The sequence below is a fragment of the Arthrobacter sp. UYCo732 genome, assembly GCF_040547265.1.
Taxonomy (GTDB): domain Bacteria; phylum Actinomycetota; class Actinomycetes; order Actinomycetales; family Micrococcaceae; genus Arthrobacter.
Genome location: NZ_JBEPPJ010000003.1, coordinates 1 through 25645, shown reverse-complemented (window position 1 = coordinate 25645; position 25645 = coordinate 1). Strand labels below are relative to the sequence as shown.

Sequence of the window (25645 nt, the reverse complement as noted above, 5' to 3'; positions counted from 1 at the left end):
TCCCTAGACGAGCGGCACAGAACGGTCCTAGGCTCTAGACATCGTCGGTCTCAACGGTACGTGCTGGGGGTGGTACGCATGGCAAAGGTTCGTTCGCCATGGCGTCTGCTCCGGCCGCTCCTCCTCGCAGGCGCGGTGACTGCGACTTGGCTGACACTTTCTTCTTCCGCCGCCACGGCCGACTCCTCCACGGACTCCGGTTCCCTGCTTGGCGGGGCCACGTCACCGGTCTCATCGGTTTCAGCTCCGCTGGCTGGGGCGGTCAACCCGCTTCTGGAAGCCAAGATGCCTGCTGTTCCGGCGGCTCCCCCGACGGGGCTCCTGCAGCCCGTGGTGGGCAACGTGGCCAACACAGCTGATCTTCTCGTTGCTTCGGTCCCCGTGGTGAAGAGCGTTGTCCCGGACGGAACGGTCTCCGGGGCGGCTGTTCTCGTCGCCGCCGCAACCGATGGCGCCCTAACGGGTCCGCTGGAAGCAGCAGTTCTTCCGCTCGTCGAAGCTGTCCCCATTCTGGAGCCCGTGGTGCAGCCCGTTGCCGGTCTGGTAACCGGCGCAACCCCGTTGCCGTCGGTACTGCCGGGCATTGTGGACCCATCGGTCGGTCTTCCCGATGTGGTGGCTCCTGAAATGGCAGCGCCAGAGACGTCGTCTGCAGTTCCAGCACCTGGCGTTCCGGACGATTTCGCAACTGTTGGCACGGCGATCGCTGCTTCCGGCCCGCTGGCCCTGGCCGTTACTGGCGCCGGAACACCAAGTGCATTCCTACTTCCGGCCGCTGCTGGCTCGCCCCTGGCTGAAGGCCCGTCGCCAGCGCCGGTGCCCGCGAGTCCCGGCTCGGGCGGCGGCAGCGGCTCGTCAGCGTCCGGTTCCTCGGGCACAGCCGCGTGGCTGAATGGCTTTGATCTCGAGCTGCCACTTTCGGGTACCTGTCTGATCCGCGGCGCATCTGAGCATGCCCCCTCACCGGTGTCATTCGACCCCGGTTCCTCTCCTGACTAGTTGAGCCCCTTCTGCCTTCTTCATGGCAGAAAACGGCCATCGGGTGGCTGAACTGCGCCCACATCAACTTGTCAGGAGACAACCATCATGCATTCCAACCTTCGCAGAGGGCTGTTTGGCACCCTCTTTGCCGGCGGCCTTCTAGCCTTCGGCGCCACCGCAGCCAGCGCTGCGGACACCACCAGCGGAACGGACCTAACGGCCACCGCACTAATCTCAGCGGCAACATCCGCAAACACGACGCCGTTTGGCCTGCTGGGGGACCCGACGCCGTCGAACACTGCGGATGTTGCCGCTGCAGTCGACGTGAACCTGGGCCTCGTCCGCACCAACGGACTCCCCGGCCCCGGCAACGGAACCACCGCCGACGTCGCAGCCCTAGTGGACGTCAACCTCGGCGGAACCACCGGACTCCCCGGCACCGGCACCACCGCCGACGTCGCAGCCCTAGTGGACGTCAACCTCGGCGGAACCACCGGACTCCCCGGCACCGGCGACGGAACCACCGCCGACGTCGCAGCCCTAGTGGACGTCAACCTCGGCGGAACCACCGGACTCCCCGGCACCGGCAACGGAACCACCGCCGACGTCGCAGCCCTAGTGGACGTCAACCTCGGCGGAACCACCGGCCGCCTCGGCGGAACTGATGGCGGCCTGGATGCCGGCGTTGATGTTGGTCTGGGCCTGGACATCGACGGCTCCGTGATCATAGGCGGATCCACCGAAAACCCGGGCACCTCTGAGCCCGGCACAACGGACCTCGGAACCACGGACCCGGGAACCACTGACCCGGAAACGGGCACGGCGGGCGGCACCGACACTCCGGGTACCGGCACGGACACGCTCGGCGCCAACGGGTCCGGCACGACTGATATCACCGTTCTTCCTGCAGGCACCACCACAGGCACCTCCACAGGTGCCACCACCGGCGTCGTCACAGCGGCAGGATTAGGGACAGGATTAGGGGCAGGTAGCGCAACAGCCCAGGGCGGTGCTGAAACGCTGGCCAAGACGGGCTTCGAAGCTTCCCTGGTCCCGCTCGCGTTGATCCTCCTGGTTGCCGGCGTGCTGATGTTCAGGCGGCGCCGGACTTCCTAGAGGGCTTTCAGCCGGGGAAATCTGGCACACCCGAACCCGTCGATTCACCAGCCCGTCGTTCGTGTTTCCAGTGGGCGGCCCGAAAGGAGGTGGGCTACCGCAGAGCCTTTTGACCAGCACTCATCCTTGTGACCGAGGGTCCGGCTGGGAAGGTCCGTACGACCTCCCAGCCGGGCCGTCGGTGTGCGCGAAACTAGCCCCGGGAGGGAGTACTGGCCGTTATGATTTAGGGAGAATAGTGCCGCAGCGCACCGGGGGAGGAACTGGTCATGGTGGCGGATACGCCTAGCTCCATCAAGAATGAAGTGGTCGGCGGGCGGTATCGGTTGGGTGAGGTCATTGGCCGGGGTGGCATGTCATCTGTCTACAGCGCCCACGACGAGAATCTGGGCCGCGATGTGGCCCTAAAACTCTTCGCTCCGCAACCCCCGGACGCAGCCGAGCTCAAACGCCAGGAAGCCGAAATCCAGCTCCTGGCCACACTCAACCACCCCAGCCTGGTCACCCTGTTCGACGCCGGCATCGATACCCGTATCCCGGACGAGCCACGGCCATTCCTTACCATGGAACTCGTGGAGGGCCAGGACCTGCGCAGCCGTATCAGGCACAGCCCCGTCCCCTTGGACGAGCTCGCGGTGATCGGCGCGGGCATTGCTGACGCGCTGGCCTACGTGCACGGCTTGGGCATCCTCCACCGCGACATCAAGCCTGGCAATATCCTCCTGGTGCAGATCCGGCCAGGTGAGCCACTGCGGCCCAAGCTGACGGACTTCGGCATCGCCAGGATTGCGGACTCAACGCGGCTGACCGCCACCGGGACCATGGTGGGCACGGCCGCGTATCTCAGCCCCGAGCAGGCCATGGGCTCTCCCCTGTCCCCCGCTTCGGACATCTACTCCTTTGGCCTTGTCCTTCTGGAGTGCATCAAGCAGACCATTGAGTACCCGGGAAACGCCGTTGAATCTGCCGTGGCAAGGCTGCACCGCGCTCCCGAAATTCCGTCCGATATCCCATCGGAATGGGCTGACCTCATCCGCTCCATGACGCTACTTGAGCCGACGGATCGCCCGGCCGCTGCCGACGTGGAAACCGTGCTCCGCCAAGCATTGGTCTCACCGGCGTCCACCCCGGGGGAACTCGAACCGGAAGCTACACGCGTGCTGCCGGCGATGCCGTTCAGGCCGCCGTCCATCCCCATCACCGAAGAATCGGAGCTGCCTGCCGAGGCAAGCCGGGACCAACGGGCTCCGGACGCGCTGCCAGACCGTCCAGCCTCGTTCCTGCAGCGACTCCGCCGCGGCAGACGGCGTTTCTGGCTCGCCACCGTTCTGGCACTGCTGGCAATTGCCGCAGCCGCAACGGCGCTGACCTTCGGCCTGGCAACGCAGCCAAAGCCCGACGTCGTCCCCTACCCCAGCGTTACCGGCGCCCTGGGTGACCATCTCCAAGAACTGCAGAAGAGCGTGAAGCCGTGACTCCCGAACCGAAGGACCGCTGGGGCCGCGGTGCATCTCGTCTCGGGTTCGTGGCGGCGGCAGCTGTCCTGCTCGCAGGCTCCCTGGCCGCGTGCGGTCCCGCGAATTCCGGCCTGCAGCACGACACCGCACAGCAACTCCAGCAGCGGGTTCTCGGCGTCAGTCAGGCCGCTGCGGGAAATGACCCCGCCGGTGCTTTGGCCGTCCTGGACGCGCTCGACGCCGACCTCGCGACAGCAACGGCCGACGGGAAAATTTCCGAGGACCGGCGTCGGACGATCATGACGGCAACTGCGGCCGTCCGTGCAGACCTCACTAAAGCAGTGGCGGCAGCCGTTGCCGCCACCAAGGAAGCCGAGGCCGCCGCCGCGGCACAGCAGCAGGCCGAAGCCGATGCGGCAGCGGCGGCCAATGCCGTTCCCGCACCGGCTGTCCCTGCACAGGGTGGGAAGAACGCTGGCGAAGGAAAAGGCAAGGGTACGAACAAGGACTGACACGCGGATGGGAGCGCCCACCCTGTTCCACGGCGGCGCTCCCCTCTTGTGGGCATCTTCGGGTTGGCTTCGGAAAGCAGCAGCACGACGCGCGGGTCCAGCGATCTCCCTGGCTCTGCTGCCTTGGCATCCCGGCCCGGTGCGGCGTCGGGGGCCGGCTTGGCTGAGCCGGCCACGAGCACCGCATCAAACTCTGTGGAGCGCGCCGTGAGGTATGTGCGCTGGATGGGGACGCCGCCGTCGTCCGCTTCCCCGCGGTATCCGCAAGCAGGGGCAATCACCAACGGAACGACGACCAGTGCATCCAGGGCGGCCCGCGCGGCATGGGCCTGCAGCGTCGAAGGATGCCGGATTCTTGCGCTGCTTGATGGAGGCCACCAGCTCCTCCGGAACGTCCACAAAGGCGCCCACATCTTCGCCGGCAAGGAAGGGGCAGCCGCCGTCCAGGGAATTGGGGTGGTACGGCGCCCCGCCTCCGTGCACTGCCTGCTGGTGCATGCCGAACCTCAGTATCCAACGGCAACGGCCGAATGCTAAGGGTACTTAGTACCATAAGGAGTTCATCCGGATCGCACAACCGCCGGACCATCAGTCAGACGCGTCTAAGGTCTTCCCCGGTTTCGAAAAAGAGGCGGCGCACCGGTTACCCGGAGCGCCGCCTCTACGCCGTCAGGCCTGCTGATTAGTTCAGGGTGGCGATGACCTTGTTCAGGGTGGCGGAAGGACGCATCACAGCCGAAGCCTTGGCCTCGTCCGGACGGTAGTAGCCGCCGATGTCCACCGGTGAGCCCTGGACCGCCGCGAGTTCGCCAACGATGGTCTCCTCGTTGGACGTCAGTTCGCCGGCCACAGCGGAGAACGCTGCAGCGAGCTCAGCGTCCTCGGTCTGCTTGGCCAGCTCCTCGGCCCAGTAGCGGGCCAGGAAGTAGTGGCTGCCGCGGTTGTCCAGCTCGCCTGCACGGCGGCTGGGGGACTTGTTTTCCAGCAGGAAAGTGCCTGTGGCCTTGTCGAGGGTGTCGGCAAGGACCTGGGCACGCGCGTTGTCCGTGGTGGCAGCCAGGTGCTCGAAGCTCACGGCCAGGGCAAGGAACTCACCCAGGCTGTCCCAGCGCAGGTGGTTTTCGTTCAGCAGCTGCTGGACGTGCTTGGGGGCCGATCCACCCGCGCCGGTCTCGAAGAGTCCGCCACCGTTCATCAGCGGAACCACGGAGAGCATCTTGGCGCTGGTGCCCAGTTCCAGGATGGGGAAGAGGTCCGTGAGATAGTCGCGGAGCACGTTGCCGGAGACGGAAATGGTGTCCTCGCCCTTGCGGATGCGCTCCAGGGTGAAGGCTGTTGCCTTCTCCGGGGACATGATCTGGATGTCCAGACCCTCGGAGTCGTGGTCCTTGAGGTATTCGTTGACTTTGGCGATGAGGTTGGCATCGTGGGCGCGGGTCTCATCCAGCCAGAAAACGGCGGGCGTCTTGGACGCACGGGCACGGGTAACGGCAAGCTTGACCCAGTCGCGGATGGGGGCGTCCTTGGTCTGGCAGGCACGCCAGATGTCACCGGCGGCAACTTCGTGTTCAACCAGCACCTTGCCGGAACCGTCCACGATCTGCACCGTTCCGGCTTCCTGGATCTCGAACGTCTTATCGTGGCTGCCGTATTCCTCAGCGGCCTGGGCCATGAGGCCCACGTTCGGAACTGTGCCCATGGTGGTGGGATCAAAGGCGCCGTTGGCCCGGCAGTCGTCCAGAACAACCTGGTAGATGCCGGCGTAGGAGCTGTCCGGGAGAACGGCCAGGGTGTCGGCCTCCTTGCCGCCCGGGCCCCACATGTGCCCGGAGGAACGGATCATCGCCGGCATGGAGGCGTCCACGATGATGTCGGACGGCACGTTGAGGCTGGTGATGCCCTTGTCCGAGTCCACCATGGCCAGTGCGGGGCCGTCTTCCAGGCCCTTCTGGATGAGCGCCTTGACGCCCTCACGGACGTCCTCCGGCAGATCCTCGAGGCCGTTCAGGATGGCGGCCAGGCCGTTGTTGGGGCTCAGTCCGGCGGCGGCAAGCTGCTTGCCGTAGGTCTCGAAGAGTTCGGAGAAGTAGGCCTTCACCACGTGGCCGAAGATGATGGGGTCAGAGACCTTCATCATGGTGGCCTTCAGGTGCGCGGAGAACAGCACGCCCTCTTCCCTGGCACGGACAACCTGGGCTGCCAGGAACTCGTCCAGCGCGGCGGCGCGCATCACGGTGCCGTCGATGACTTCACCGGCGAGAACCGGGAAGGCCTTCTTCAGGACCTTCACCGAGCCGTCTTCGCGGACCAACTGGATGGCGATGGTGCCGTCGGCCTCGATGACCACGGACTTTTCGTTCGAACGGAAGTCGTCAGCGCCCATGGTGGCAACGTTGGTTTTGGAATCCGCGGACCAGGCACCCATCGAGTGCGGGTTCTGGCGGGCGTAGTTCTTGACGGACAGCGGCGCGCGGCGGTCCGAGTTTCCTTCGCGCAGGACAGGGTTCACGGCGGAGCCCTTGATCTTGTCGTAGCGCGAGCGGACAGCCGTCTCCTCATCGGAGGACGGGTTGTCCGGGTAATCGGGCAGGTTGTAGCCCTGGCTCTGAAGCTCGGCGATGGCGGCCTTCAGCTGCGGGATGGATGCACTAATGTTCGGCAGCTTGATGATGTTGGCTTCCGGCGCCTTTGCCAGTTCACCCAGTTCAGCAAGGGCGTCGACGATCTGCTGCTCCGGGGTGAGGTAGTCACCGAACACGGAGATGATGCGGCCTGCGAGCGAAATGTCACGGGTCTCCACCTCCACACCTGCGGTCGAAGCAAAGGCTTCGATGATCGGCAAGAACGAATAAGTAGCCAGCATCGGCGCTTCGTCGGTGTGGGTATAGATAATCTTGGACATGCGCGGGCGTCTCCCTGTAGGTCGGCTGATTTTGGAAATTAGGTCTATTTCACCACGCCTAACTTACCCGAGTACTCGGGTTTGAGCCTTACCCGGGGAGGGCCGCACGCCCCGTATTACCGCCAGTTTGGGGGCACAGGGCGACGCACGACGGCGGCACGCACCGCAGTGCGGACGGTCGCCGTCGTGGATTCCAACCGGCAGCAGCCGGTGCAGATGGTGCGTCAGTCAGCGCCGTTTGTGGGGAATATCACTTGGCCAGAGCTGCACGTATTTGGGGTCCTGGCGGCGCAGTTCTTCGGTGGCGGTGAACGTATGGACTGGGTCAACGTCGCGAAGCTGGAGGGCCGCGGTGAAGGCCTCCAGATCGGGGACTGCGACCTCCGCTCCCCCGTCGGCGGCGAAATGCCGGCCGTTGGTGGCGGATTTTTTGGCGGACTTCCAGAAAGCAATCACGATGGGCCCCAACTTCGTTCGTAGTCCGGAGCCCAGATCGGACGTGCCATTGATACGAGAAAACTACCCTTTGACCTCGACTTTTACCAGAGTGACTCGCGTATGCAGCGGAAATACTATTTACAAAAATGAGGTGCATCGATAGGTTCTATTGGTTACCCGGCGGACCTCTGGTGCCTCCGTTCAACCCGTTCAGACAGGACAATCATGACTCGTACCAGGTCCCTGGCCGCCAGCCTCCTCAGCTTCTCGGCTGCAGCCATGTTGGTGCTGTTTGGCGCCAGCACCGCAAATGCCGCGCCGGCGGCGTCGGACGAAACATCAACGCCTTCCGTGGCCAGCGCCAAGGTGGACAGCGCAGGTGCAGCCGAATTCTGGACCGCAGACCGCATGCGGGCCGCGATTCCCGGTGATGTCCTGGCCGGAAAGGCCCCCGGGCGGAGCGCCTCCTTCACCTCCTCCGACAATGTCGGAGTGGAGACCCGTAAGAACACCAAGGTCAAGGGCACCAAGGCCGACAACGGCAATGCCAAGCTCGCCAGCAAGGCGGCCGCGGTGTCCCATATCGGCAAAGTGTTCTTTACTATGGGCGCGGCCAACTATGTATGTTCGGGCAATGCCGTTACCTCACAGAACGAAAGCACGGTGGCCACGGCCGGCCACTGCGTCAGCGAAGGTGCGGGCGCGTTCGCTACCAACTTCACCTTTGTTCCCGCGTATGACAATGGCGCGGCACCCTACGGTAAGTGGACTGCCAACGACCTGTACACCACGCCCCAGTGGAAAGAGAAGGGCGACATCGCCTTTGACACCGGGTTTGCAGTGATGGACCCCCTTAATGGGCTGAACCTCACCGACGTCGTGGGGAGCTCCGAGGTGGCATTCAACGCCCACCGCGGCCTGCAGTACACCTCCTACGGCTACCCTGCCGCCAAACCCTTCAACGGCGAACAGCTTTGGAGCTGCGCAGGCACAGCCACCCCTGACACCACTCACCCGGAATTCGGCACCCAAGGTATCCCGTGCACCATGACCGGCGGCTCCTCCGGTGGCCCGTGGCTTCTCAACAACGGCGCGCAGAACTCCATCAACAGCTACGGCTACAACAACTCCGGCGTGATGTACGGCCCTTACTGGGGTGCCGAAATCCAGAGCGTCTACAACCTTGCCCAAGCAGCCTAGGAAGTCCTCCGAGGTGGAGTCCCCGCCTGGCCGGGAGCCGGGCAAGGACTCCGTCAGCCACCACGTCTCGGACCAGACGCACGAGGAGATCCTCGCGTACTGGACGCCGGAGCGGATGGCGGAAGCCAAGCCCCGGGAGCTCCGGCTCCCGCGTCCGCCCGCCACGCAGGAGGACGCGGACCCGGCACCCGATCCGTCCTAAAACACTGTTAACGCCCGACGGCGCCTCTCCCCTCAGCGGGGACAGGCGCCGTCGGGCGTTTCAGCCCTTTAGTGGAAGAAGTGGCGCGCACCCGTGAAGTACATGGTGATGCCGGCAGCGTTGGCCGCGGCGATGACTTCCTCGTCCCGGACGGAGCCGCCGGGCTGGACGACGGCGCGAACGCCGGCGTCGATCAGGATCTGCAGGCCGTCAGCGAACGGGAAGAACGCGTCGGACGCAGCCACGGCGCCGCGGGCGCGCTGGGGTGCACCTGCGGAATCAGCGTTGGAAGCTCCCCCGGGGGCATCGCCCCCACTAGCACTCCCGGAGTCCACCGTGACGCCCAGCGTGTTGGCCCGCTCTACGGCGAGGCGGCAGGAGTCCAGGCGGTTGACCTGGCCCATGCCGATGCCCACGGCAGCACCATCGGCGGCCAGCAGTATCGCGTTGGACTTGGCCGCGCGGCAGGCGGTCCAGGCGAATGCAAGATCCGCGAGGGTTGAGGCGTCCGCGGCTTCGCCGGCCGCGAGGGTCCAGTTGGCCGGGTTGTCGCCGTCGGCATCCACCTTGTCGGACATTTGCACCAGCACGCCACCGGAGACCTGGCGGATTTCGGACGGGTACCGGCCGTAGCCTTCGGGCAGGGCCAGCAGACGGATGTTCTTCTTCTTGGACAGGATTTCCACGGCTTCGGGTTCGAAGGACGGGGCGATGACCACCTCGGTGAAGATGCCCGCCACCGTGCGCGCCATGCCGGCGGTCACGGTGCTGTTGGCGGCGATGACGCCGCCAAATGCGGAAACGGGATCGCACGCGTGGGCCTTGGCATGGGCGTCGGCGATCGGGTCCTCGGCGTCGGCGGCACCCACGGCCACACCACAGGGGTTGGCGTGCTTGATGATGGCGACGGCGGGCTCGCTGAAGTCGAACGCGGCACGGAGGGCGGCGTCGGCGTCCACGAAATTGTTGTAGCTCATGGCCTTGCCATGGATCTGCTCAGCTTGGGCGATGCCGGCCGGAGCCGCCTTGTCCACGTAGAGTGCTGCCTGCTGGTGCGGGTTTTCGCCGTAGCGGAGCACCTCGGAACGTTCCAGCGAAAGGCCGGCATAGGCGGGCCAATCGATGATGCCGTCGCCGTCCTCATCGAGGAACTGGCTGGCCGTCCAGCTAGCCACTGCGGTGTCGTACGACGCCGTGTGAGCGAACGCTTTCGCTGCCAGGCGGCGTCGTGTCTTCAAATCGAAGCCGCCCTCGGCAGCCGCGGTGACCACCTCGCCGTAGAAGGTGGGGTCAACCACAATGGCGACGGCGGCGTGGTTCTTCGCTGCCGAGCGCACCATGGCGGGACCGCCGATGTCGATCTGCTCGACGACGTCGTCCTGCGCGGCACCGGACTTCACGGTCTCCACGAACGGGTATAGGTTCACCACCACGAGGTCGAACGTCTCGATCTCCATGCCGGCGAGGGTTTCCATGTGCGCGGGGACGCGGCGGTCTGCCAGGATGCCGCCGTGAACGCGGGGGTGCAGCGTCTTGACGCGGCCGTCCAGCATCTCCGGGGAGCCGGTAACTTCCTCAACTTCCTGGACCGGGATACCAGCCGCGGCGATCTTCTTGGCGGTGGAGCCGGTGGAGACGATCCTCACACCGGCTGCGTGCAGGCCCCTGGCGAGCTCCTCCAGACCGGTCTTGTCGTAAACCGAGATCAGGGCCCGGCGAATGGGAACACGGTCGATGGATACGCGGTCAGGCTGCGTGAAGCTCACTAAAAGTCTCCGTCTTATATCGCGGGCCAGTGCCGCGGGTGGTGGGGATAGGGCCAGTTTATCGCGTTGGGCCCCACCTGCGTTGCGGGGCCAGGTCTGCGGACCCCATCGCAGCGACGTAGAGCGGGCCGCCCGCAACTTTGCATGGCTCTAAGATTTAGGCAGGAGGCTGCGATGAATATTTACACCACTGTGCCCAGCGGCGAACAAGTGGTCCAGGAACTGCCCTGGCGATGGAAGGTCCAGGGGCGGATCTTTGTGATTGGCGGCCTCGGCTTTATGTTCGACGCCTGGGATGTCACGCTGAACGGCATCCTCATCCCACTGCTCTCCACGCACTGGGCTCTGGCTCCTGGCGAAGTCGCCTGGGTGGGGACGGCCAACCTGATCGGCATGGCCTTGGGCGCGTTTGTGTGGGGCACCGTTGCGGACACCATCGGGCGCAAGAAGGCATTCACGGCCACCTTGCTGATCTTCTCGCTGTTCACTGTGTTCGGCGCGTTCTCCCCCGACTTCGTCTGGTTCTGCGTGTTCCGCTTTATGGCTGGCTTCGGTTTGGGCGGCTGCATCCCGGTGGACTACGCCCTGGTGGGTGAGTTCACGCCCCGCAATCAGCGCGGAAAGGTACTGACCGCGATGGACGGCTGGTGGCCGGTGGGCGCTGCCCTGGCCGGCTTTGTGTCCGCTGCTCTGGTGGGCACTTTCGGCGACTGGCGGCTGACCATGCTGGTGATGGTGCTGCCGGCGCTTCTGGTGTTCTGGATCCGGCGCAGCGTGCCGGAGTCCCCGCTGTTCCTGATCCGCAAGGGCCGCCGGGAGGAAGCCGCCAAGGTCATTGACGATCTCGCGGCAGCCACCGGCGCCGAACCCCGCGCGTACAGCCTGCCCGATGCGCGGGACGTTCCGCGGCTGTCCGCCGGCAGCGCGTGGCATCAGCTCCGGCTGGTGTGGCAGTTCAACTGGAAGATCACGGCGACGGTTTGGGCCCTGTTCTTCAGCATCCTTATGGTCTACTACCTGTCCCTGACGTGGATGCCGCGGATCCTGATCGGTGCCGGTTTCGCCGAGTACAAGGCCTTTGTAACCACCGCGTCCATGGCGGCGGTGGGGCTGCTCGGCGTGATCGTGGCCGCGCTGTTGGTGGAGCGGGTGGGCCGTAAGTGGATCCTGGCCATCACCGGGCCGCTGTCCGCGCTGGCCCTGGTGATCGTGGCGTTTGTGGTGGATATCCCCACGGCAGCGGTGTTCTGGCTGCTGGTGTTCGGCTTTGTGGTGCAGGTGGCCATTCCCGTGCTCTACACCTACGTCTCGGAGCTGTATCCCACGGAGCTGCGTGGCACGGGCTTCGGCTGGGCCTCAACGTTTTCCCGCTTGGGAGCAGGCTTCGGACCGCTCATTTTCGCCAACTACTTCTGGCCGGAGTTCGGCCTGGCCACGTCCTTCGCCCTGGCCGGCGGGCTGGTGCTGGTGGCGGTCCTGTGGATGGCGTTCTTCTCCCCCGAAACCAGGCTGCGCCGCCTCGAGTAGGCACCCGCCCCAGCCCCTCCCCCACCCAACTGACTCGCACTTAACGTCGTGACAACGCGTTTTCACGACGTTAAGTGCGACCTACTTTGGCGTCCAGCCAGTGGCCACCAGGGCGGACCGGACCTTTGCGACGGCAGCGTGGCCGCCACCGCCCGTGTGCCGCTTTGAGATCCTCACAAGCAGCCAGCCAGCACGAGCGAAGTCCTCCTCGCGGGCTATATCCCGGACAATCTGCGCGGCATCGGAATGCACTTCACCTTCGTACTCCACGGCCACCTTGTGTTCGGGGTAGGCAAGGTCGGGTTGGCGCACGACGCCGGCACCCAGTTGAGTGCGCAAGTTCAGTTCCGGCTCAGGCAGCCCCTCCCGCTCAAGAACGAGCCGCAGCCTCGTTTCCGGAGCCGAATCCGATCCGACTCTGGCCTGCTCCAACGCCACGCGTGCCTTTCTAATCCCAGGTGTCCCCTTGTGCCGGTCAAGCATCTCCTCAAGGTCCGCCCGGGAGGCAAAGGCCTCGGATCTCGCCTCGAACTCGGGCCGGGGCATGCGCAGCAAGTAGTCGGCTGCAACCGTGAGCTCGTCGACGGACATTTTCCGTGCGCAATCGAGCCATGTCCGGGCCCTCGTCGTAATGAGGATCCCTTGATGGCTCGTAATTTCATCAACGAAGAACTGGCCCACGTGTCCGGTCACGCCGCGCCGGCGCGCAATTGCCATTGTGTCGGGCCGTGAGATGTGGATGGTGGGCAAGTCGGCGTCAGGATGGAAACCGGGGAACTCCCACAAGACGAACGCCGTCACATGAGATGCGGCGGAAAAGGGCGTAACCAGTGTGTAAGGCCGGATGTCGGCGCAACGATTCACGGTCTGCCCGGTCATTGGAACACGCAACCCGCGGGATGGGATGAGAAACCCCCGGTACCGCAGACGCCCGACCGTAACACCGGCGTCGGCCGCTTCCTTGACTGTGAACGGCATAAGGCTGAGCCCGGCGGGCAACGGCGGAGGCATTCGCATGCTCTATGGTTGCAAAATCCGCACGCTGGCACCGAGGTTATCCACAGGAGCGCGAACACCGGGCCATGTGACTCGCAGTTAAAGTCGTGAAACCCGGGTTTCACGACGTTAACTGCGAGCTAGTTGGGGGAGGGTTGGGCGGCGGCGAGGGCTGCGAGGGTCTGGACCAGGAGCCGGCGTTCCACGATCTTGATTCGCTCGTGCAGGCTTTCCTCGCTGTCCCCCGGCTCAACGGCGACGGCTTCCTGGGCGATGATGGGACCCGTGTCCACGCCGACGTCGGCCCAGTGCACCGTGCAGCCGGTGACCTTCACGCCGTAGGCCATCGCATCGCGGACGCCGTGGGCGCCTGGGAATGCGGGCAGCAGGGCGGGGTGAGTGTTGAGGTACTTGCCCTTGAACGCCGCAATGAAGCCGGCACTCACAATGCGCATGAAGCCGGAGGAGACCACCACGTCCGGGGCGTAGGAAGCCACTTTCGCGGTCAGCGCGGCGTCCCATTCGTCGCGCGTGGGGAACGAGTTGAAGTTCACCACGAACGTCTCCAGCCCGGCTTCGGCGGAACGCTCGACGCCGTAGGTTCCCTCGCGGTCGGCACCCACCGCGGCGATTTCCACGCCCAGCTCCCCTGATTTCGCGGCGTCGATGACTGCCTGGAGGTTGGAGCCGGTACCGGAAACGAGGACTACGATGCGCATGGGTCTAGCTTATGGGCACGCTCGCGTAGGCTGGAATCCATGAACCCCACCCCGGAACCAGCTGGCCAGCAGCGGACCAAACCGCAGCTCAGCGAGGCGGCCAAGACCTCGCTCAACAAGACCCGCAACCTGTTCCGGATCTTCATCCTCACCGTGCTGGGCGCCTTTTTCGTCTACCAGTTGGACGTCAGCTATCTCTGGCTCACCGGCATCCTGACCGCCGCGAGCTTTGCGCTGGGGATCCTCCTGCTGGTCCGGTCGGCCAAGCTCAAGGAGTCCAGGCTGGTCCTGTTCGGCACCATCTCGGGCCTGGTGCTTTCGCTGATCATGCTGCTGATCATCCTGGCGTCGGCACTGTTTTTTGACCAGGTGCAGGAGTTTCAGGCGTGCGAGCGGCAGGCACTGACGGATCATGCGCTATCCAGTTGCCGCGCCCAGCTGGAGCGTTCGTTGCCCGGAATGCCGAAGGCAGTCGCCCCGTAACGCGCAGGCAGTCCGCTACCGGTACCAGCCCACCGAGCGGTCATAACTGCACTCCAGCGCTCCAGTGCCGGGTTCCACGCCGCCGCCAGCTGGGAAGTAGATGGCCCCGAAATCGGCCCCCTCGGCCTCGATCCGTCCTTGCGCCCAGATCTGGGCCTGCTCAAGATCCTTTTCCGGGATGGATTCCCGGGTGGTGTGGTCCGCGCTGAGGTGGATGTCCAACTGGTACTCCCCCGGCCGGGACGTTCCGGCGTGACGGTCGGGGTCATGCTCATCGCGCCTGCTGATCAGAACCTGCGCGGAGGCATGAAGTATTGACGGCTTGCTGGCGGGAACGCCTTGTTGTTGCTGCTTGATCCGCAAACCCGACACGACGCTCTCGACAGTGTCCTCATCGGTGACCACGTAGGCTGATTCACTGACGTCAGAGTCCGAACCCCCGACGCTAACTAAGTGCTGGCCGAACTGCTCGGAGCTGGATTGGTTGGCGTTCATGCACCCTCCCTGAGGGTAAACGTGGCGGTTGCCGACCCCTGCAACACTAGCCCCATAACCGCCGGCGAAACGGGTATGCCCCGGAACGATTTTCCGCCGCAGAAAAGCGCGTCTTCAGACGGCGAAGGGGGACCGGCAAAACGCGCCCACAAGAACTAGCGGACCCGTTCCGCGTCCTCTTCCACCTGCTGCTGGCGTTCCAGCCAGGGTCCGGCTGCATACCCGGTTACGACGCCGATCCCCACTTCCGCGGCCACCCAGAGTCCCATCCACAAGGGGTCGGGTCCGATCTCGGTGAGGCGTCCCAGTCCGGCGGAGCCGCCGGCCAGCCACGCCAGTCCCGCAGCCAGCAGACCCGAGACCAGGCCAATCAGGACGCCCAGAACCAGGGTGGACGCGGTGGCCGTGAACCAGCGGGAGTGCACCTTGATGGACAGCCACTCGTCAAAGTGGTTCTCGCCTTCACGCAGGAACCACCAGCCCGCCAGGGACCCGGCGAGGACCGGGACCACCAGCGCCACGAACCCATAGTCCAGCGGACCCGACGGGATGGCGGCAAACACCGGGATGGCAGGCAGTGGACCGGCAGCGGTGCCCAGCGGACCCACCTGCGAGCCGATACCCATAGCAAAGCCGGATCCCGACACCCAGGACAGCGCGAAAACGGCGAGGTTGGGGAGGTAGCCCAGCTGCGCAAGGGTGAGCGCAGCACCCCCCACCGCGCCGGCGTCCAGCGCTTCATACACCGCGATGACCAAATTCCAGTGGACAAAGATGTCCACGGCCAGGAGCACACATGCGAGTGCCAAGGCGGACACCAGTGCCAGGACGCCGGCCTTCGCCGCGGACCCGAGGTAGGATCCGGCCCAGCGCGAGTGCTGGCTGGTGCGGGAGATCCAGTCCACAGCGTCGACGCCGATCAGCCGGCTCCACGAACCGGCCTCGCGGCGGGCGCCGATCACCATGCCCAGGGCGAAGGGGACCAGCGGGATCACCATGGCGTACCAGATGTTAATAACGACGTCGGGCGTGCGGCACACAAAGCCGGTTCCTGCACCGAACGCCGCGTAGACCACCCAGGAACCAAGCAACGCCTGCCAAAGCTGGTCGGTGTAAGAAGCGCGGGCCAGCCGCCGTCCCGCCCGCCACGCGAGCAGGAACGGGATCAGGGTGAGCCCCAGCGGAATCAAGGTGAGGGCGCCGGACCCCGAGACGGCCGCCGCCCCGGACCCGACCGCAGCCAACTCCAGCGGCACCCCGTGGATCAGGAGCCACGCCTGGCCGGCGAGGCGGGCCAGGCCGTCAACGGCGGTGTTCAGGAAACCGCCGGTCGCCCCGACAGCCACAATGGAGACAATCACCAGGAGCGCGGAAATGATGGCTGCCTGCGCTGTTTCGAGGGCTCCCTGCAGCCACAAGGGCATGGGAAGGCCACGGTCTCCGGTCTGATCAGCGCGCAGTTTCATCGTGTCCCATGTTGTCACGGCCGGGCCCGCCAGTCCGTCTGCGACAGGCTCATCCGGCCCAGGAGAAGGGATTCTCCAGGGTTCGTAGCCCGCCGTGCTGATCATGAACCCGTTTCCGGTGCGCAGGTGGGCACACACCATGGTCCCCGGCTCCCCCGAACACACCGTGTTGCCGATGCGCACCTTCTGCCGTCCGCGGTCCACGGCCCCGGGAACGTCGGCCCCGCCACGGACTCCGCTTCCATCGGCTGTGCGGGCGAGGATCGCGACGGTTTGCATAAGGGTCTTAGTCCAGCAGAAAGCCCCCGATTGTCGCTGGCAGACGTCCCCATCACGGCCCTGCCCGGCGCTTTTTCCACAGCTCCGCCGTAAAATTGGAATGTCCGCAATCAGTGGTTGGAGGCAGAAAAATGACTACCGCATCCCCACATGCTCACGGTGTTCACTTCGGGCGCGCAGACGTCCAGAATGCCGGCATGGGTGTAGGTATTCTCATGTTGGTGGTGGGTGTCCTGGGCTTTATCCCCGGCATCACCACCCGGTACAGCGAATTGATGTTCCTTGGGCCTGATTCCCATGCCATGTTCCTTGGCGTGTTCCAGGTGTCCATGCTGCTCAACATTGTGCAGCTGGCCATCGGTGCCACGGGCTGGGCGATGTCCCGGACCGAACACGGGGCGCGCAATTACCTCATGGGCGCCGGTGCGCTGTACATCATCCTCAGCATTTTCGGGCTCAGTGTCGGAGTTGCTTCGGCGGCCAATTTCCTGTCGCTGAACATGACAGACAACTGGACCCATCTGGTGCTCGGCGTAGTAATGATTGCTTGTGGCTGGCTGCTGTCCAGGATGAGGGCCAGCGACAGGATGTAGCCCGGAAATGACCAGCCGGGAAATAGGAGCCGCGAATGAGGTTAGATCCATAAAGTTCTGAATATTCGTCCTACTCGCCGGTGCAGTTGGCGCGGTTCCGCGAACAGCTGCACCGGCTTCCTTTTGCCTTCAGCCAGCCGCGGGTGCCTCCCGCTGGAACAATGGGCACATGAGCGCCATCATCCTGGGCTGGGACCCGGCCCGCTGGAACCAGTGGAACTACTCGGCAGTTGTTGAGCAAGTGGCCGTAACCGGTCTCCACCTGGAGCCGTGGACCGTGAACCGGAGTGTCGCCGCAGGCACTGATGCATGGCTGCTCCTGCTGGGAGCCCACGGTCCGGGACTCATCGGCCATGGCGTCGTCCTCTCGGAACAGCCAGGGCCGTCAGCCCGCCAGGACACCACGAAAATCACTGTGCAGGTGGCGTTCGACGCGCTCCTGCCGCTGGGCGACCAACTGTCCGCCGACGTTCTCCACGCGATGATCGGAAGCGTCCCTTGGGGCTCTTTAGAACAAGTGACGGAACTCGAACCCGGCGACGGGGCGCGCCTCCGCGACGTCTGGGCCGATTACGGCCCGGAACGGGGACCGGACCCCACTCTCCCGGCGCCTGGCACCTACCCCGATGACGCCGTCGCACGTCTCGCCGTAAACCGGTACGAACGCGACCCCATGGCGCGGCGGGCCTGCATCGCGCATCGCGGCACCAATTGCGCGGCCTGCGGGTTCTCCTTCGAAATGGCCTACGGCGAGGTTGGCGCAGACTTCATCCACGTCCACCACGTGGTGCCGGCGTCCCAGCTTGGCAGCGGCTACCAGTTGGACCCGCTCACAGACTTGGTCCCGCTGTGCCCCAACTGCCATGCCATGGCGCACCACGGAGTCAGCTCACCCCGAAGCGAAGCCGAACTCAGGCAAATCATCGCCAACGCCGGGTACCTCCGCGGAACCACGGTGACCCCGGAAGAGCTTGAGGCGCAGCGGGTTGGACTCGAAGTTCTGGGCAACGGAAAATCCGCCCAATAATTGAGTCTGGCCACCAAAATGGCCCTCCCTCTGGACTCTTCGGCGGCGGCCAATCACACTGGCTACAAACCATGTGAAAGGACCTGGGCATGCCGGACCTGTCAGCCTTCTTCCCCCTGATTGCCGCCATAATTGGGGCCATCCTGGTGATCGGATTTATCTGGGTGGCCATCAAGCTGACGTGGAAAGTGGCCGAACCCAATGAGGCGCTGATCATCTCCGGCCTGACCCGCGGAACGCTGGAAACCCGGGCCGGAATGGACTTCAAGATTGTGACCGGCAAGGGCGCCCTGGTCCTGCCCGGCCTGCAGACGGTCCGCACCTTATCGCTCACCCTCAATGAAACTGAACTGAAAGTCTCCTGTGTGACTTCCCAGGGCATCCAGGTGGTGGTGGAAGGCGTGGTGATCTACAAAATCGGCGATGCCCCGCCGTTCATTGCGAATGCGGCGAGGCGTTTCCTGGGCCAGCAGCCGAAAATGGAAAGCCAGGTCTACAACGTCTTTGAGGGCCACCTCCGGTCCATCATCGGCAGCATGACCATGGAGGAAATCATCCGGGAACGGGACAAACTGGGTTCCCAGGTGCGCAGCGCCAGCGGCGTGGAGATGGAGAAGCTGGGCCTGGTGGTGGACTCCCTCCAGATCAAGGACCTGCAGGACCCCACGGGCTACATCCAGAACATCGCCAAGCCGCATATCGCCCAGGTGAAGATGGAAGCCCGCATCGCCGAAGCCACCCGGAACCGGGAGGCCGCGGAGAAGGAAGCGGAGGCAGCGGCGCTGATTGCGGATGCCCAGAGCGTCTCGGCCATCCGGCAGTCGGTGGCCCAGGCCAACGCGGAACGGGCCAAGGCCAACGCCGCGCAGGCCGGCCCGCTGGCAGACGCCACGGCGCGGCAGCAGGTGGTGGTGCAGGAAACCGAAGTGGCCAAGCTGGAAGCCGACCGGGAGGAACAGAAGCTCCAAACCACCGTCCGGAAACCCGCAGACGCGAAGGCCTACGCCAAGCGGACCGACGCTGAAGGCCAGAAAGCGGCAGACATCAGCGCCGCTGAGGCGCTGGCCCGGCGCACCGAGCTCGAAGCCCAGGCCAATGCCCGGCGGACGGAACTGCAGGCCCAGGCCAACGCCACGGCCGCAGCAGCCGCGGCCGGCGCCACCAAGGTCACCGGCGAGGCCGAAGCCGCGGCCACCCGGGCCCGCGGCGATGCTGCCGCGTCGGCCATCAAGGCCAAGGCCCTGGCGGAAGCGGACGGCATCAAGGCCCGGGCGGAGGCACTTGGAACCAACCAGGACGCTGTCATCTCCCAGCAGCTCGCCGAGACCATGCCGGCCATCATCGCCGCGGCCGCCGAGCCGTTCTCCCATGTGGGCCAGATGACGGTGCTGAACGGCGGTGACGGGGTCAACAAGATGCTCGGCGGGATCCTTGCGCAGGTGGGCGACTACCTCCCTTCCCTGGCGTCCGCGTTGGCGAAGGGCCGCGAGGGCCGCGAAGTCCGTGAGGCCAAGCGGCCACCCAAGGCTACCGAAACCCCCAAGGCTCCCGAGGCCTGAGCACCCCAGCGGAACTCAGGGACCATCATGCACCGAGACGTTGACCGGAGCCTGACCGGCAAAATCGGCCGGGTGACGGGGCGCATCGGCCCGGGCACCATCGGCGAAGTCATGCTGCCGTACCTGGGCGGCATCATGGCCTTCCATGCCCACCCGTTCGACAAAACGAGTACCTTCGCGGTGGGTGACGAAGTCCTGGTCATCTACCTTGAACCGCCGCAGACCGTGTACGTGGACGAGCTCCCGGATCTGCTGCGGCACGGCGCCGCCCAGTAGGGCTGCGCCCTCCCCGTGTTCACCCAACCTTTCCCTCGGCTCAACCCGTGCGACCCCGCGCCGTCAGTCCCGGCGGCCACCGTGGAGGGGTGAGGATCGCAATTGTTGCCGAATCATTCCTGCCGCTGATGAACGGTGTGACCCACTCCATCCTGCGGGTGCTTGAGCACCTGGAGGCCCAGGGTCACGACGTCCTGGTCATTGCCCCGTCCACCCATGCGGTGGCTGATGCCGTGGCCGAGTTTGCCGGGACTTCCGAAGTGGTTCACGGTGCGAAGGTGCACCGGGTTCCGGCGGTTCCGCTGGCGGGGTATACGAATGTGCGCGTGGCGATGGGCGGTGTGTATCGGGTCAAGCGAATCCTTGCCGATTATGCACCGGACGTGGTCCACCTCGCCTCGCCGTTTATCCTCGGCTGGCGGGCCGTGCAGGCCGCGCATCAGTTGCGTATCCCCACCGTAGCCATCTACCAGACCGAGGTGCCCAGCTACGCGGCCCGATATGGCGTGCCGTTCCTGGAGAACTGGGCGTGGAACCGGGTGGAGAACATCCACCTGCTGGCCACCCGGACCCTGGTGCCGTCCACGTTCGCGCTGAACCAGTTGCGCGGCCGCGGAATTCCGCGGGTGGGCATGTGGCGGCGCGGTGTGGATACCGCACGGTTTTCGCCGGAAAAGCGCGACGCCGGATGGCGGGCGTCCGTGGCCCCCGGCGGTGAGCGGATCATCGGCTACGTGGGCCGGCTGGCTGTCGAAAAGCAGGTGGAGGACCTCGCCGCCCTTTCCCGGGTCCCGAACAGCAAGCTCGTGATCGTTGGGGACGGCCCGCAGCGGGCAGCCCTGCAGGCCGCCCTGCCGGGCGCGGTGTTCACCGGCTTCCTCTGCGGCGAGGAGCTGGCGAAAGCTGTTGCTTCCTTCGACCTTTTTGTCCACCCAGGCGAGTTCGAGACGTTTTGCCAGACCATCCAGGAGGCCATGGCGTCGGGGGTCCCGGTGGTGGCCACGGGCCGCGGCGGCCCCCTGGACCTCGTGGAAAACTCCCGGACCGGCTGGCTGTACCAGCCCGGTGACCTGGCCGGTTTCCGGGCCCACGTGATGGACCTGATGGGCGACGACGCCAAGCGCCGCGCGTTCGCCACCGCCGCCCATGCGTCGGTCCAGGACCGCACGTGGCCGGCGCTGTGCGCCGAGCTTGTGGAGCAGTACCGCTCAGTCATCACCGGCGAACCGGCGCCCAAGCCCGTCCGTCCGGAGCCCAGCCCTGTCTTTCCGGCGGTTGGGCCTGTGGAAACCAAAAAAGGAGTGTCCCTGTGAAAATATCTGTGATCGGCTGCGGCTACCTTGGTGCTGTGCACGCCGCGACGCTGGCATCCATGGGCCACACGGTGGTGGGCATCGACGTGGACGCCGCCAAGGTGGACCAGCTGGGCCGCGGCCTCGCGCCCTTCTTCGAGCCCGGCCTGGACGAGCTGCTCCGCGACGGACGCACCACCGGCCGGCTCAAGTTCTCCAAGGACTTTGCCGCTGCCGCCGGCGCCCAGCTGCACTTCCTGTGCGTCGGGACGCCGCAGTCCAAAACGTCCGACGGTGCCGACCTCACCTACTTGGTGGCCGCCACGGAGGCGCTGCTCCCGCACCTGGCGAGGGGCGCCGTCGTCGTCGGTAAATCAACGGTGCCCGTAGGCACGGTGGACATGCTCCGCGGGCTCCTGGCGGGGCGGCCGGACGTGAAGGTGGGCTGGAATCCGGAGTTCCTGCGCCAGGGCACGGCCGTGAAGGACACGCTGGTGCCGGACCGGCTGGTGTACGGCGTCGAGGGCGGCCGGGCCGCCGCTTTCAATCCCCGGTCCGGTACGCCGTGCGGGGTGACGGCGGCCTTGGATGCTGTTTATGAGCCGCTGCTGAATGCCGGAATTCCGCGGCTGGTGTGCAACTTCGCCACGGCCGAGCTGATCAAGTCGGCCGCCAACGCGTACCTGGCCACCAAGGTCAGCTTCATCAACGCCATCTCCGAACTGTGCGAGGCGTCTGGGGCGGACGTGGCCGAGCTCAGCGAGGCGATGGGCATGGACCCGCGGATCGGCAACCGGTACATGCATGCCGGGCTGGGCTTCGGCGGCGGGTGCCTGCCCAAGGACATCCGCAGCCTTCGCAGCCAGGCCGCCGCGCTGGGTGTGGACCCGGTTAACGAGTGGATGGGCGTGGTGGACTCGATCAACGTCCGCCAGCGAACCCGGACCGTGTCCCTGGCTAAGGAACTGTGCGGCGAGGCGCTTCCGGGGCGCGCCATCACCATCCTCGGCGCTGCCTTCAAACCGGAGACGGATGACATCCGCGATTCCCCGGCCCTGGACGTGGCATCCCGGCTGGCAGCTGCCGGCGCGCACGTGACGGTGACTGATCCGAAGGCCGTCAACCATGTGTTGCTGCGCTACCCCCAGCTGCGGTTCGAGACGTCCACGTCGAGGGCTTTGGAGGGCGCCGACCTGGTGCTGCTGCTCACCGAATGGGACGAATACCGGCGCCTGAGCCCTGCCGTTGCGGGAGGACTCGTACGACGGCGGGTGGTGTTGGATGCGCGGAACGTGCTGGACGCTGCTGCGTGGCAGACGGAAGGTTGGGTGGTCCGCGGGCTGGGCGCCAACGCAGGCAGCGCCAGTCACGATGCCGACGTCGCAGGGGCCGGGCTGACCTGCCGGGCTGCCTGTTCTCGCACCGTGAACCGGCCTCCCGGTTCAAGCAGTCGCTGACGAACGCATCCCATGCGCTCCATGCGGTGGCAGCCCGCTCCGGACTCAGCTGAGCACGCGCTAGCAGAAACGTGGCGTTGCTGCCGGCACCCGAGGTGGCTACTTGAGGCTAGGCGGCGGTCCTGCGCTCGTTTGTCTGGCCCGGCTGCTTCTTGGCGGGCTGGTGCTGCGCGGCCGGACGGTACTGGACCGGCTGCGTCGGGACGGACTGCGTGCCTGCCTCTTGGGCGGGCTGCTGGTCGCTGGCCCGCTCATTGGTGAACTGCTCCTCCTGCGCAGCTTCGGCCGCGGCGTACTCATCCTGAGTTACTTCAGCCGGCGTCATCCCGGCGGGCGCGCACTCGCGGTTGCGGCGCCAGCGGCGTACCAGATCCACGGCGGCGACGATGCCTGCCAGCGGCGTCAGGACTGCCGCCCCATAGACAAACAGCATCCAGGTCAGTGTGGCCATGGGCGGCTGGTTGTTGTGCAGCAGGGAGAGCCCGCCGAACATGGCAATGGTCCAGAACAGCAGTACCGCCGTCAGTACCGCGGCCGCGGGAAAATACTGGTTGCTCGCGATTTTTTTCAGGGTTTCCATGCACTTCCTCCTGCCTGGCCGGGGAGCGGCGCGCAGCCGCATAGAGATAAGTATGCGGCTGCCGGAGCGTGGATTCGCGCAACACGCAGGCAGTGGTGATGAACATAACTGCAGGAGCCTGCGGTTGGCGGTCTTCCCCATCGGCTGACCGCGGAATAGCGTGGTCCTGTCCGGTGCATTCTGCCGGCCCAGTCCTGGAATCTGAATCCCTTGGAGGTCCCCATGCGCAAAGTCACGTCCGGTTTGTTCCACTCACTCGACGGCGTCGTGTCAGACCCTTTCCTGTGGCAATTCGACAGCTTCGACAACGAGCTGGGCAAGGCCATGACCGGCATGATGGAACGCGTGGACACCGTGGTGTTGGGACGCGTTAGCTATCAGGAGTGGGCGGGTTACTGGCCCACCGCGCCGCAGGACCAGGACTTTGCCGGCTTCATCAACCCGGTGGAGAAATGGGTCGCGTCCCGGACGCTGACAGAGCCGCTGGAGTGGCAGAATTCCCATCTCATCGAGGGCCCGCTGGAAGAGTTCGTCGCCGCCCTCAAACAGCGCGACGGCGGCGAAATCGCCGTGAACGGCAGCATCTCCGTGGTGCGCCAACTCCTGTTCGCCGGGCTGCTCGATGAGCTCACCCTGATCACCCACCCGGTGGTGGCCGGCAGCGGCCGGCACCTGTTCGAACCGAACGACCCCACCACCCGGCTCAGCCTGGAGGATCAGTACAAAACCGCCAAGGGCAACGTGGTCAGCACCTACACCCTCCGGGACGACTAGGCCCGGCCGGCCCAATTGCGTAACTTTTCGGGGCATTCCTGTTCACCCCGGCCGGCTCAGCGCGCCACGAGCGCCTCGCTGGCCTCCCACAAACCCTGCGCCAGCCCGGCGTCGTACGCCTGGGCGTTGGCCTTGGCCAGGGCACGTTTGGCGTAGTAGGCGCCGGAGATCCAGTCCGTGCCGGCCGTGCCGTTGATGAGCCACCGCAGGGTGTCGGCACCCTGGTCCGGGGTGAGCATAAAGCGGTTCAGCAGGGTCTTGTAGGCGTGCCGCATGGGGCTGGTGGACTCCGCCGCGAAGTTGGTGCGGACCACGCCCGGGTGGAACGCCGCCGTCGTAATTCCCTGCGCGCCGAAGCGGCGGTGCAGCTCGGACGTGAAGAGGATGTTGGCGAGTTTGGCGGTGCCATAGGCGCGGTTCGTGGAGTAGCTGTGCTCCGCGTTGAGGTCGGAGAGGTCCAGTCTGCCGAAGCCGTTGGCGGCGCTGGCGGTGTTGATGACCTTGGCGTTGCTGGCCGTGAGGACGTCCATGAGCTCGGTGGTGAGCAGGAACGGCGCCAGGTGGTTGATCTGGAACGTGGTTTCGTTGCCGTCCACCGTGAGCTGGTGCTTGCCCATGATGCCGCCGGCGTTGTTGGCGAGGACGTCGATCCGATCGTAGTCGTCCCGCAGCTGCGAGGCGAGGGTGCGGACTTCGGCGAGGTCTGCGAAGTCGGCCACGAAGTAGTCGGCGTTGAGCTCCTTGGCGAGGGCACGCGTCTTCCCCGCGGAACGGCCGACGACGACCACCCGGTCTCCTGCCTCGGCCAGAGTGCGTGCGGCTGCCGCGCCGATGCCGTCGCTGGCGCCGGTGATCACAATGGTGCGCTGGGTCAAGGGGTGTCCTTTGGTCGGTGGAGGGCCGCGCACCCGTTAGGCACACAGAGGCACAACGACGGCGGGCCGGCCGGTGTTCCCGCGCTCCCATTGGAAGGCATCGTGGCCGAAGTCCGCACCAGCCGCAGCCAGCGCGGCCTCATGCCGTTCAAGCACAGGAACGAAGCACTGCAGGCGCACAAGGACGTAGCCGCTGCGGTGGCCGGCGGCGACGCTGTCATGGCGGAGCCCGCCATGCACTCCAGCTTGAACGAGGTGCGGGGCGCAATGGGCCCGCGCTGACCCGGCGCAGGGGTCCGCACCAATCCCGCCGGGCGAAGCCAGCGTAAACCCCTTCCCGCGCCCTGATTTCCTGAGTAGCCTGAAAGAAATCACAGCCTCGGGAGTCATCTCCTGAGGCGGGATACAGGGCTCATGAATTGGGCCTCATAGTGCCGGGTAGAAAGACCTGCGAGGTGGAAGATGGCCATCACCGGAGCGTCACGAATAGGGACAGCCGCAACCGATTCCCCAGCGGTGGTCCCACGGCGCAAAGGCGCCATGGTGGTCACGTGGATCACGTCTACTGACCACAAGATCATCGGGTACATGTACCTGATCGCGTCGTTTGTGTTCTTCTGCCTGGGCGGCGTGATGGCGCTGCTCATCCGGGCTGAACTGTTCGAACCGGGCA

The 25645-nt window shown here is 65.6% G+C and carries 25 protein-coding genes and 2 pseudogenes; 17 read left to right on the top strand and 10 right to left on the bottom strand.

Annotated elements, in window-relative coordinates; genetic code table 11:
• The first annotated feature begins 78 nt into the window (after window positions 1–78).
• From ABIB45_RS06335 to ABIB45_RS06320, 4 genes are all read left to right on the top strand, one after another.
• A complete protein-coding gene (locus tag ABIB45_RS06335; protein ID WP_354215067.1) occupies window positions 79–999 on the top strand; it encodes a hypothetical protein in 921 nt (306 codons plus the stop codon).
• A gap of 87 nt (window positions 1000–1086) precedes the next feature.
• Window positions 1087–2097 (top strand): hypothetical protein, encoded by a 1011-nt coding sequence (locus tag ABIB45_RS06330; protein ID WP_354215066.1) that lies wholly within the window; start codon window positions 1087–1089, stop codon window positions 2095–2097.
• Between the two features lie 269 nt (window positions 2098–2366).
• Window positions 2367–3572 (top strand): serine/threonine-protein kinase, encoded by a 1206-nt coding sequence (locus ABIB45_RS06325; RefSeq protein WP_354215065.1) that lies wholly within the window; start codon window positions 2367–2369, stop codon window positions 3570–3572.
• Window positions 3569–4066, top strand: a complete 498-nt coding sequence (locus ABIB45_RS06320; protein WP_354215064.1) for a hypothetical protein — start codon at window positions 3569–3571, stop codon at window positions 4064–4066. The genes ABIB45_RS06325 and ABIB45_RS06320 overlap by 4 nt, the downstream gene beginning before the upstream one ends.
• Before the next feature lie 65 nt (window positions 4067–4131).
• Here the strand turns inward: ABIB45_RS06320 and ABIB45_RS06315 are convergent.
• The 3 genes and pseudogenes from ABIB45_RS06315 to ABIB45_RS06305 form a co-directional block, all read right to left on the bottom strand.
• Window positions 4132–4579 (bottom strand): annotated as a pseudogene (locus tag ABIB45_RS06315) (catalase HPII); the annotation flags it as partial.
• A gap of 169 nt (window positions 4580–4748) precedes the next feature.
• Window positions 4749–6968: an NADP-dependent isocitrate dehydrogenase gene (locus ABIB45_RS06310; RefSeq protein ID WP_354215063.1), complete on the bottom strand. Its 2220-nt coding sequence runs from the start codon at window positions 6966–6968 to the stop codon at window positions 4749–4751.
• 228 nt (window positions 6969–7196) lie between these two features.
• Window positions 7197–7424 carry a hypothetical protein gene (locus ABIB45_RS06305; protein WP_354215062.1) on the bottom strand — a complete coding sequence of 76 codons (228 nt, stop codon included), beginning with the start codon at window positions 7422–7424 and terminating at the stop codon, window positions 7197–7199.
• Between the two features lie 207 nt (window positions 7425–7631).
• Here ABIB45_RS06305 and ABIB45_RS06300 point away from each other — a divergent pair, with 207 nt between their 5' ends.
• Together ABIB45_RS06300 and ABIB45_RS06295 are read left to right on the top strand one after the other, a co-directional pair.
• Window positions 7632–8606 (top strand): trypsin-like serine peptidase, encoded by a 975-nt coding sequence (locus ABIB45_RS06300; protein ID WP_354215061.1) that lies wholly within the window; start codon window positions 7632–7634, stop codon window positions 8604–8606.
• Window positions 8607–8619: 13 nt separating this feature from the next.
• Window positions 8620–8808: a hypothetical protein gene (locus tag ABIB45_RS06295; protein ID WP_354215060.1), complete on the top strand. Its 189-nt coding sequence runs from the start codon at window positions 8620–8622 to the stop codon at window positions 8806–8808.
• A gap of 68 nt (window positions 8809–8876) precedes the next feature.
• On the opposite strand, the gene purH is transcribed toward ABIB45_RS06295, so the two are convergent.
• Window positions 8877–10574 (bottom strand): bifunctional phosphoribosylaminoimidazolecarboxamide formyltransferase/IMP cyclohydrolase, encoded by a 1698-nt coding sequence (purH, locus tag ABIB45_RS06290; RefSeq protein WP_354215059.1) that lies wholly within the window; start codon window positions 10572–10574, stop codon window positions 8877–8879.
• Between the two features lie 174 nt (window positions 10575–10748).
• On the opposite strand from purH, the gene ABIB45_RS06285 reads away from it, so the two are divergent.
• Window positions 10749–12101 (top strand): MFS transporter, encoded by a 1353-nt coding sequence (locus tag ABIB45_RS06285; RefSeq protein WP_354215058.1) that lies wholly within the window; start codon window positions 10749–10751, stop codon window positions 12099–12101.
• Between the two features lie 81 nt (window positions 12102–12182).
• Here ABIB45_RS06285 and ABIB45_RS06280 read toward each other — a convergent pair whose 3' ends face one another.
• Window positions 12183–12818 carry a putative endonuclease domain-containing protein gene (locus tag ABIB45_RS06280; RefSeq protein WP_354215057.1) on the bottom strand — a complete coding sequence of 212 codons (636 nt, stop codon included), beginning with the start codon at window positions 12816–12818 and terminating at the stop codon, window positions 12183–12185.
• Window positions 12819–13237: 419 nt separating this feature from the next.
• Window positions 13238–13816: a phosphoribosylglycinamide formyltransferase gene (gene purN / locus ABIB45_RS06275; RefSeq protein ID WP_354215056.1), complete on the bottom strand. Its 579-nt coding sequence runs from the start codon at window positions 13814–13816 to the stop codon at window positions 13238–13240.
• Between the two features lie 39 nt (window positions 13817–13855).
• Between purN and ABIB45_RS06270 the strand changes: the two genes are divergently transcribed.
• Window positions 13856–14299: a hypothetical protein gene (locus tag ABIB45_RS06270; protein ID WP_354215055.1), complete on the top strand. Its 444-nt coding sequence runs from the start codon at window positions 13856–13858 to the stop codon at window positions 14297–14299.
• A 15-nt stretch (window positions 14300–14314) separates the two neighbouring features.
• On the opposite strand, the gene ABIB45_RS06265 is transcribed toward ABIB45_RS06270, so the two are convergent.
• A complete protein-coding gene (locus tag ABIB45_RS06265) occupies window positions 14315–14794 on the bottom strand; it encodes a hypothetical protein (RefSeq protein ID WP_354215054.1) in 480 nt (159 codons plus the stop codon).
• A gap of 155 nt (window positions 14795–14949) precedes the next feature.
• Complete coding sequence (locus ABIB45_RS06260; protein ID WP_354215343.1) at window positions 14950–16260, bottom strand: cell division protein PerM; 1311 nt, start codon at window positions 16258–16260, stop codon at window positions 14950–14952.
• Window positions 16261–16670: 410 nt separating this feature from the next.
• Here ABIB45_RS06260 and ABIB45_RS06255 point away from each other — a divergent pair, with 410 nt between their 5' ends.
• The 6 genes from ABIB45_RS06255 (at window position 16671) to ABIB45_RS06230 (ending at window position 22743) form a co-directional block, all read left to right on the top strand.
• Window positions 16671–17132, top strand: a complete 462-nt coding sequence (locus tag ABIB45_RS06255; protein ID WP_354215053.1) for a DUF4383 domain-containing protein — start codon at window positions 16671–16673, stop codon at window positions 17130–17132.
• A 169-nt stretch (window positions 17133–17301) separates the two neighbouring features.
• A complete protein-coding gene (locus ABIB45_RS06250) occupies window positions 17302–18159 on the top strand; it encodes an HNH endonuclease (RefSeq protein WP_354215052.1) in 858 nt (285 codons plus the stop codon).
• Between the two features lie 89 nt (window positions 18160–18248).
• Window positions 18249–19718: a flotillin family protein gene (locus ABIB45_RS06245; RefSeq protein ID WP_354215051.1), complete on the top strand. Its 1470-nt coding sequence runs from the start codon at window positions 18249–18251 to the stop codon at window positions 19716–19718.
• A 27-nt stretch (window positions 19719–19745) separates the two neighbouring features.
• Window positions 19746–19994 carry an NfeD C-terminal domain-containing protein gene (locus tag ABIB45_RS06240; protein WP_354215050.1) on the top strand — a complete coding sequence of 83 codons (249 nt, stop codon included), beginning with the start codon at window positions 19746–19748 and terminating at the stop codon, window positions 19992–19994.
• 89 nt (window positions 19995–20083) lie between these two features.
• A complete protein-coding gene (locus tag ABIB45_RS06235) occupies window positions 20084–21307 on the top strand; it encodes a glycosyltransferase family 4 protein (RefSeq protein ID WP_354215049.1) in 1224 nt (407 codons plus the stop codon).
• Window positions 21304–22743 (top strand): UDP-glucose dehydrogenase family protein, encoded by a 1440-nt coding sequence (locus ABIB45_RS06230; protein WP_354215048.1) that lies wholly within the window; start codon window positions 21304–21306, stop codon window positions 22741–22743. The genes ABIB45_RS06235 and ABIB45_RS06230 overlap by 4 nt, the downstream gene beginning before the upstream one ends.
• Window positions 22744–22852: 109 nt before the next feature.
• Here ABIB45_RS06230 and ABIB45_RS06225 read toward each other — a convergent pair whose 3' ends face one another.
• Complete coding sequence (locus ABIB45_RS06225) at window positions 22853–23323, bottom strand: hypothetical protein (protein WP_354215047.1); 471 nt, start codon at window positions 23321–23323, stop codon at window positions 22853–22855.
• Window positions 23324–23545: 222 nt separating this feature from the next.
• On the opposite strand from ABIB45_RS06225, the gene ABIB45_RS06220 reads away from it, so the two are divergent.
• A complete protein-coding gene (locus ABIB45_RS06220; RefSeq protein ID WP_354215046.1) occupies window positions 23546–24097 on the top strand; it encodes a dihydrofolate reductase family protein in 552 nt (183 codons plus the stop codon).
• Window positions 24098–24153: 56 nt separating this feature from the next.
• Here ABIB45_RS06220 and ABIB45_RS06215 read toward each other — a convergent pair whose 3' ends face one another.
• On the bottom strand, window positions 24154–24972 hold the full coding sequence (locus tag ABIB45_RS06215; protein WP_354215045.1) for an SDR family NAD(P)-dependent oxidoreductase: 819 nt from the start codon (window positions 24970–24972) through the stop codon (window positions 24154–24156).
• A 102-nt stretch (window positions 24973–25074) separates the two neighbouring features.
• On the opposite strand from ABIB45_RS06215, the gene ABIB45_RS06210 reads away from it, so the two are divergent.
• Together ABIB45_RS06210 and ABIB45_RS06205 are read left to right on the top strand one after the other, a co-directional pair.
• On the top strand, window positions 25075–25254 hold the full coding sequence (locus ABIB45_RS06210; protein ID WP_354215044.1) for a hypothetical protein: 180 nt from the start codon (window positions 25075–25077) through the stop codon (window positions 25252–25254).
• Window positions 25255–25434: 180 nt separating this feature from the next.
• Window positions 25435–25645: pseudogene (locus ABIB45_RS06205) on the top strand (aa3-type cytochrome oxidase subunit I); the annotation flags it as partial.